Genomic DNA, 4,902 nt, shown 5'->3' with positions numbered 1-4,902 from the left:
CCGGGGTGCTGCGAAGATCTCCTCGGCCGTGCCGGTCTCGACCACGCGGCCGCCGTACATGACCACCACCCGGTCGGCCAGCTCGGCGACCACGCCGAGGTCGTGGGTGATGACGATGGCCGCGGCGCCGGTAGCGGCCTTCGCCTCCCGGAGCACATCGAGGACCTGCGCCTGAATGGTGACGTCCAGCGCGGTGGTCGGCTCGTCGGCGATCAGGAGGCTCGGCTCGTTCGCGATCGCCATGGCGATCATGACCCGCTGGCGCATACCCCCGGAGAACTCATGCGGGAACTGCCGCATCCGCAACGCCGGCTGCGGGATCCCCACGACCTCCAGCAGCTCCACGGCCCGCTGATACGCGCCCCGCTTGCGACCGGGGTATCCATGCTCCCGGAGCATCTCGACGAGCTGGGCGCCGACTTTCATCACCGGGTTCAGCGACGTCATCGGGTCTTGGAAGATCATCGACGCGGCACCGCCGCGAACCTTCCGCAAGGTACCCGCGTCGGCGTCGATGAGCTCCCGGCCGTCGAGCCTCACGCTGCCGCGGACGTTGACGTTACCGCCGCGGGGGAGCAGCTGCAGGATCGCCAGCACCGAGGCGCTCTTGCCCGAACCCGACTCGCCGACGACGGCCACGGTCTCACCGCGGCGGACAGTGAAGCTGATCTTGTCGGCGGCCTTGACCTCTCCCTCGGCGGAGTGAAACGTCACGTCGAGGTCGCGGACGTCGAGGATAACGTCGTTGGTCATTGTCGTGCTGGTCGTCGTCATCGCGCTCACCACACCCGGCTCTTCTTGGTGCCCAGCGCTTCCCGCAGCGAGTCCGCCAGCAGGTTCAGCGCCAGCAGGAAGACCGCGAGGAACAGACCGGGGAAGATGCCGAACCACGGTGCGTCGCGCAGGTAGGTCCGGCTCTCGTTGAGCATCAAGCCCCAGGACGGATCCGGCGGCTGGGTGCCCAGGCCGATGAAGGACAACCCGGCCTCCAGCAGGATCCCCATACCGATCGCCAGGCTCAGTTGGACCAGCAGCGGGCCGAGGACGTTCGGCAGCAGATGCTTGAACATGATGTTCCGGTCTCGGCCGCCGAGACATTCAGCCGCGACGACATAGTCGCGTTGGCGTTCTCTCAGCGTCGACGCTCGGGACAGCCGGGCGAAGACCGGGATGTTGATCAACGCGATGGCCACCATCACCCGGCTGGTGCCGGTGCCGAGGATGGCCACGATCACGATCGCCAGCAGAAGCCCGGGATACGCCAGCAGGGCGTCCCAGACCCGTCCGGTCACCGCGTCAACCCAACTACGGTAGTACCCGGCGGAGATCCCGAGCAGAGTGCCGATCGTCGCCCCGATCAGCGCGCCGCCGATGCCGACTGAGAGTGCGATCCGGGCGCCGAAGATGATCCGCGACAGGATGTCCCGGCCGAGGTGGTCGGTGCCCAGTGGATATTCGCCGCCAGGTGGTGCCAGCACGGCTTCCCGGTCCTGGGCGATCGGGTCGTGCGGCGTGATCAGCGGGGCGAACACCGCGGCCAGCACGAACAACCCGATGACGGCTAGCGCGATCGCGCCCTGCGGGGAGTGGACGGTCTTGGACAGCGCCCGGCGGAGCTGGCTCTGCGGCCTCCGCGACCGCGATTCGGGTAGGGCGTCGTCGGTGGCCGCGGGTGTCGGAGCGCTGAGCTTCTTCGTCTGGGATACCTGTTGTCGGCTCATCACGCCGACACCTCCTGTTGCCCGAGGCGGATCCGTGGGTCGATGGCTCCGTAGAGGAGATCCACGATTAGGTTGATCAGGGCGAACCAGGCCACCATCAGCAGCAGTACGCCTTGGACGACCAGGTAGTCACGGTTGGTGATCGACTGCACCAGCAGTCGGCCCATGCCCGGCCAGGCGAAGATCGACTCGATGATCATCGCCCCGGACAGCATGTGACCGAGCATGATCCCGAGCATCGTGACGACCGGCACCAGGGCGTTGCGCAGCCCGTGGCGGAGCACCACTCGCATGCGACTGATCCCCTTGGACACTGCCGTGCGGATGTAGTCCTCGGACAGAGACTCGATCATCGCCGTCCGGCTGTACCGGATGAGGATCGCCATCTGGTCGCTGGCCAGGGCGAACGCCGGAAGGATCAGGTACTTCAGCGCCTCGAGCGGACCGTCGGAGAACGGCGCGTAGCCACCGGCTGGGAGGATCCCGAGGTACAGAGAGAACACGATGATCGCGACGATGGCCAGCCAGAAGTTCGGGATCGCGATCGGCAGCGTGGTCAGCCCGGTGATGATCCGGTCCAGCAGGCCGTTCGGTCGCAACGCCGCCAGACATCCGATCGGGATCGCGATCAGGATCGCGATGACGATGCTGGTCAACGCCAGCTGTAGAGTCGGCCCCACGCGGCTGAAGATCAGGTCCGCAGCCTGCTGGCCGTTGATGTACGAGACTCCGAAGTCGCCCGTGAGCGCGCCTGCGAGCCAGTCGACGAACTGCACGATCACCGGCCGGTCCAGGCCCAGTTCTGCCTGGATCGCGTTGATCTCTTCCGGGCCGGCGTCGTCCCCGGCGAGCAGGCTGGCCGGATCACCGGGAGCCCAGTGCATGATCATGAAGATCACGAAGCTGGAGATCAGCAGTACCGGCACGAACTGCGCGATCCGCCAGACGATGTAACGGGTCATCCGCGTGGACCTCCCTCGGGGGCGCATCCCCACAGCCGGTCGGAAGCGGCTGCGCAAACGCGCTCGGTCGACCGGTCGGTCACTCTTGCTCGATCCAGACCTCACGCAAGTCGAACCCGCCGTTGACCCGCCTCTCGCCCCAACCGCGGACCGTCTCGTCGCTCACCATCACCATCCGGTTCGTGGCCAGCGGCATGAGGAACGACTCCTGCAGGAAAAGCTGATTGAACTCGTCGTACGCCTGCTGCAGCTCGGCCTCGTCGGCCGTCGTGGACAGGGCCTCGACCGCGGCGGTGTACTCCTCGCTGGTGTAATTGGCCGTGTTGTCGTCGGGCTTGAACGGACGGGCCAGCAGGAACAGCGAGGCCGGGCTGAAGTTCGACGCCCCGTACGGCCCGGAGATCAGCCCGGTGTACGTACCCGTCTGTTGAAGGTCGCGCCAGCGCGGGATCTCCGGGGCCTCCACGTTCAGTTCCACGCCGATCTCGGCCAGGTCGGACTTCAGGATCTGCGCGTAGTCCACCAGCGGCTGCTGGCCGCCGTTGGCCCAGATGTCCAGCGACAACTCGGAAACGCCGGCGTCGTCTAACAGCCGCCTGGCCTCCTCCAGGTCGAACGCGATCGTGTCGTCGATCGCCTCGTCATAGGCGGGCGAGTCGACCGGCCAGGGCAGGGCGGTGGCCTCACCGATCCCGGACAGGACTTGCTCGACGAACCGTTCCCGGTCGATGGCATGGTTGATCGCCTGCCGCACCCGCGGGTCGGCCAGCGCGGAGTCCTCGGTGTTCGCCGCTATGTACCAGGAACCGGCCGGCGCGGTCGCCTCGGCGTTGAAGTCGTTTTCCTCGAGCCGCGAGACGTCGGTGAACGGGACATCGGAGATCGCGTCGAGCTCACCGGACTCCAACTGCACGACCATCGACTGCGGGTCCGGGGCGACCTGCACCACGACCTCGTCCAGGTACGTCGGCTCGCCCCAGAAGTCGTCGTTGCGTTCCAGGGTGTAGCTGCGCTCAGGCTGCCACTCGGCCAGCTTGAACGGGCCAGTGCCGTTGGCCGTGGTGGCCGCGGCTGGACCCTCCACGGTCTCCTGGTCGACGATGTAGAGCATCTCCAGGAAGTCGAAGATGTTCGGTAACGGCCGGCTGAACGTCATCTCGACCGTGGTGTCGTCGGGAGTCTCGATGGAGGAGATCAGGCTGGCAAACGTGGCCAGCTGGGGCGATTTGACCGCCGGGTCGACGACGCGCTCGGCGCTGTACTTCACGTCGGCGGAGGTCAACTGCTTGCCGTCGTGGAACGTAACGTCGTCGCGCAGGGTCAGCGAGAGACTCATGTAGTCGTCGGACAGGCCCCACGACTCGGTGAGCTGCGGCTGCGGTTCGAAGTTCTTGTCAAGCTTGATGAGCGTGTCGTAGATCGCGTCGTAAAAGGCGAGCTGGGAACCGCCAACCACTGCGCCGTCCAGGCTGACGATGTCGGCCGGCCGACCGATCGTGATGCTACCGCCGTGGACGGGGTCGCCGGCGTCGGCCTCGGCCTCGGCCTCGGTGCCGTCCCCTTCACTGCCGCTGTTGTCTGTGCTGTCGATCGACGAGCACGCGGCAATGAGGGCCACGGCGGCGGCGACCGCGCCGATTGCCGGTATGCGCCGAGCGCGACCTGTGTCTCGAGCCTTGCGAGCGCTCCTAGCGCCGTTGATGGTGATCATGACGCGTGCCTCCTGGGCGTTTGGTGCTTGCGGGCAGGCGGGCGGATTGGTGTCAGGCGGCGCCGTGCGCCCGTAAGGGCGTAGCGTCCCGCAGAGCAAGGGCGACGGCGCCGAGCGCACCGGCCCGGTCTCCGAGCCGCCCGGGAACGACGCGGAGCTGGTCGGCGACGATAGGCAGGGCATGGTGGTGCAGGGTCTCCTGCAGGGGAGCGAGGTAGTGCTCGTCTGCCGCGGCTAGCGCTCCACCGATGACGACGAGCTCGGGGTTGAGTAGGTTGCTGACGCCGGCCAGGACGCGGCCGAGGATGTGGGCCGAGTCTCTCAGGACCCGCCTGGCGGCGGGGTGGCCCTCACGGGTCAGTTCGACGACACGGTCTAGCGTCAAGTTTCTGGACACATCGCTGGGCCAGCCTCCGGACAGCGCCGGCCGTAGCTGTTCCGCCAGAGCCGGCGCCGCGGTGAAGAGTTCCAGGCACCCGCGGCTGCCGCACGGGCAAACCGGACCGTG

Annotated in this window: 5 protein-coding genes; all 5 read right to left on the bottom strand. The window is 67.2% G+C overall.

Features of this window, described 5'->3' with window-relative positions; translation table 11 throughout:
- The coding region (locus ELR45_RS27800; RefSeq protein WP_205857390.1) for an ABC transporter ATP-binding protein at nucleotides 1–774 on the bottom strand (774 nt) is incomplete at its 3' end.
- A gap of 5 nt (nucleotides 775–779) precedes the next feature.
- Entirely contained in the window at nucleotides 780–1,721 is a 942-nt protein-coding gene (locus ELR45_RS27795) for an ABC transporter permease (protein WP_129669230.1), read from the bottom strand.
- Entirely contained in the window at nucleotides 1,721–2,683 is a 963-nt protein-coding gene (locus ELR45_RS27790; RefSeq protein ID WP_165368160.1) for an ABC transporter permease, read from the bottom strand. Before ELR45_RS27790 ends, ELR45_RS27795 begins: the two co-directional genes overlap by 1 nt.
- A 79-nt stretch (nucleotides 2,684–2,762) precedes the next feature.
- Nucleotides 2,763–4,394 (bottom strand): ABC transporter substrate-binding protein, encoded by a 1,632-nt coding sequence (locus tag ELR45_RS27785; RefSeq protein WP_165368159.1) that lies wholly within the window; start codon nucleotides 4,392–4,394, stop codon nucleotides 2,763–2,765.
- Nucleotides 4,395–4,446: 52 nt separating this feature from the next.
- On the bottom strand, nucleotides 4,447–4,902 hold a 456-nt coding region (locus tag ELR45_RS27780; protein ID WP_165368158.1), incomplete at its 5' end, for an ROK family protein.

The organism is Phytoactinopolyspora endophytica (genome assembly GCF_004138495.1).
GTDB classification, from domain to species: Bacteria; Actinomycetota; Actinomycetes; order Jiangellales; family Jiangellaceae; genus Phytoactinopolyspora; species Phytoactinopolyspora endophytica.
The sequence above is the reverse complement of the archived record's forward strand: the minus strand, read 5'-3'. Positions and strand labels throughout refer to the sequence as shown.

Bases quoted from the DNA above. Each gene is read 5' to 3' on its own strand.
- ELR45_RS27795 (WP_129669230.1), bottom strand. From the start codon at position 1,721: ATGAGCCGACAACAGGTATCCCAGACGAAGAAGCTCAGCGCTCCGACA.
- ELR45_RS27790 (WP_165368160.1), bottom strand. From the start codon at position 2,683: ATGACCCGTTACATCGTCTGGCGGATCGCGCAGTTCGTGCCGGTACTG.
- ELR45_RS27785 (WP_165368159.1), bottom strand. From the start codon at position 4,394: ATGATCACCATCAACGGCGCTAGGAGCGCTCGCAAGGCTCGAGACACA.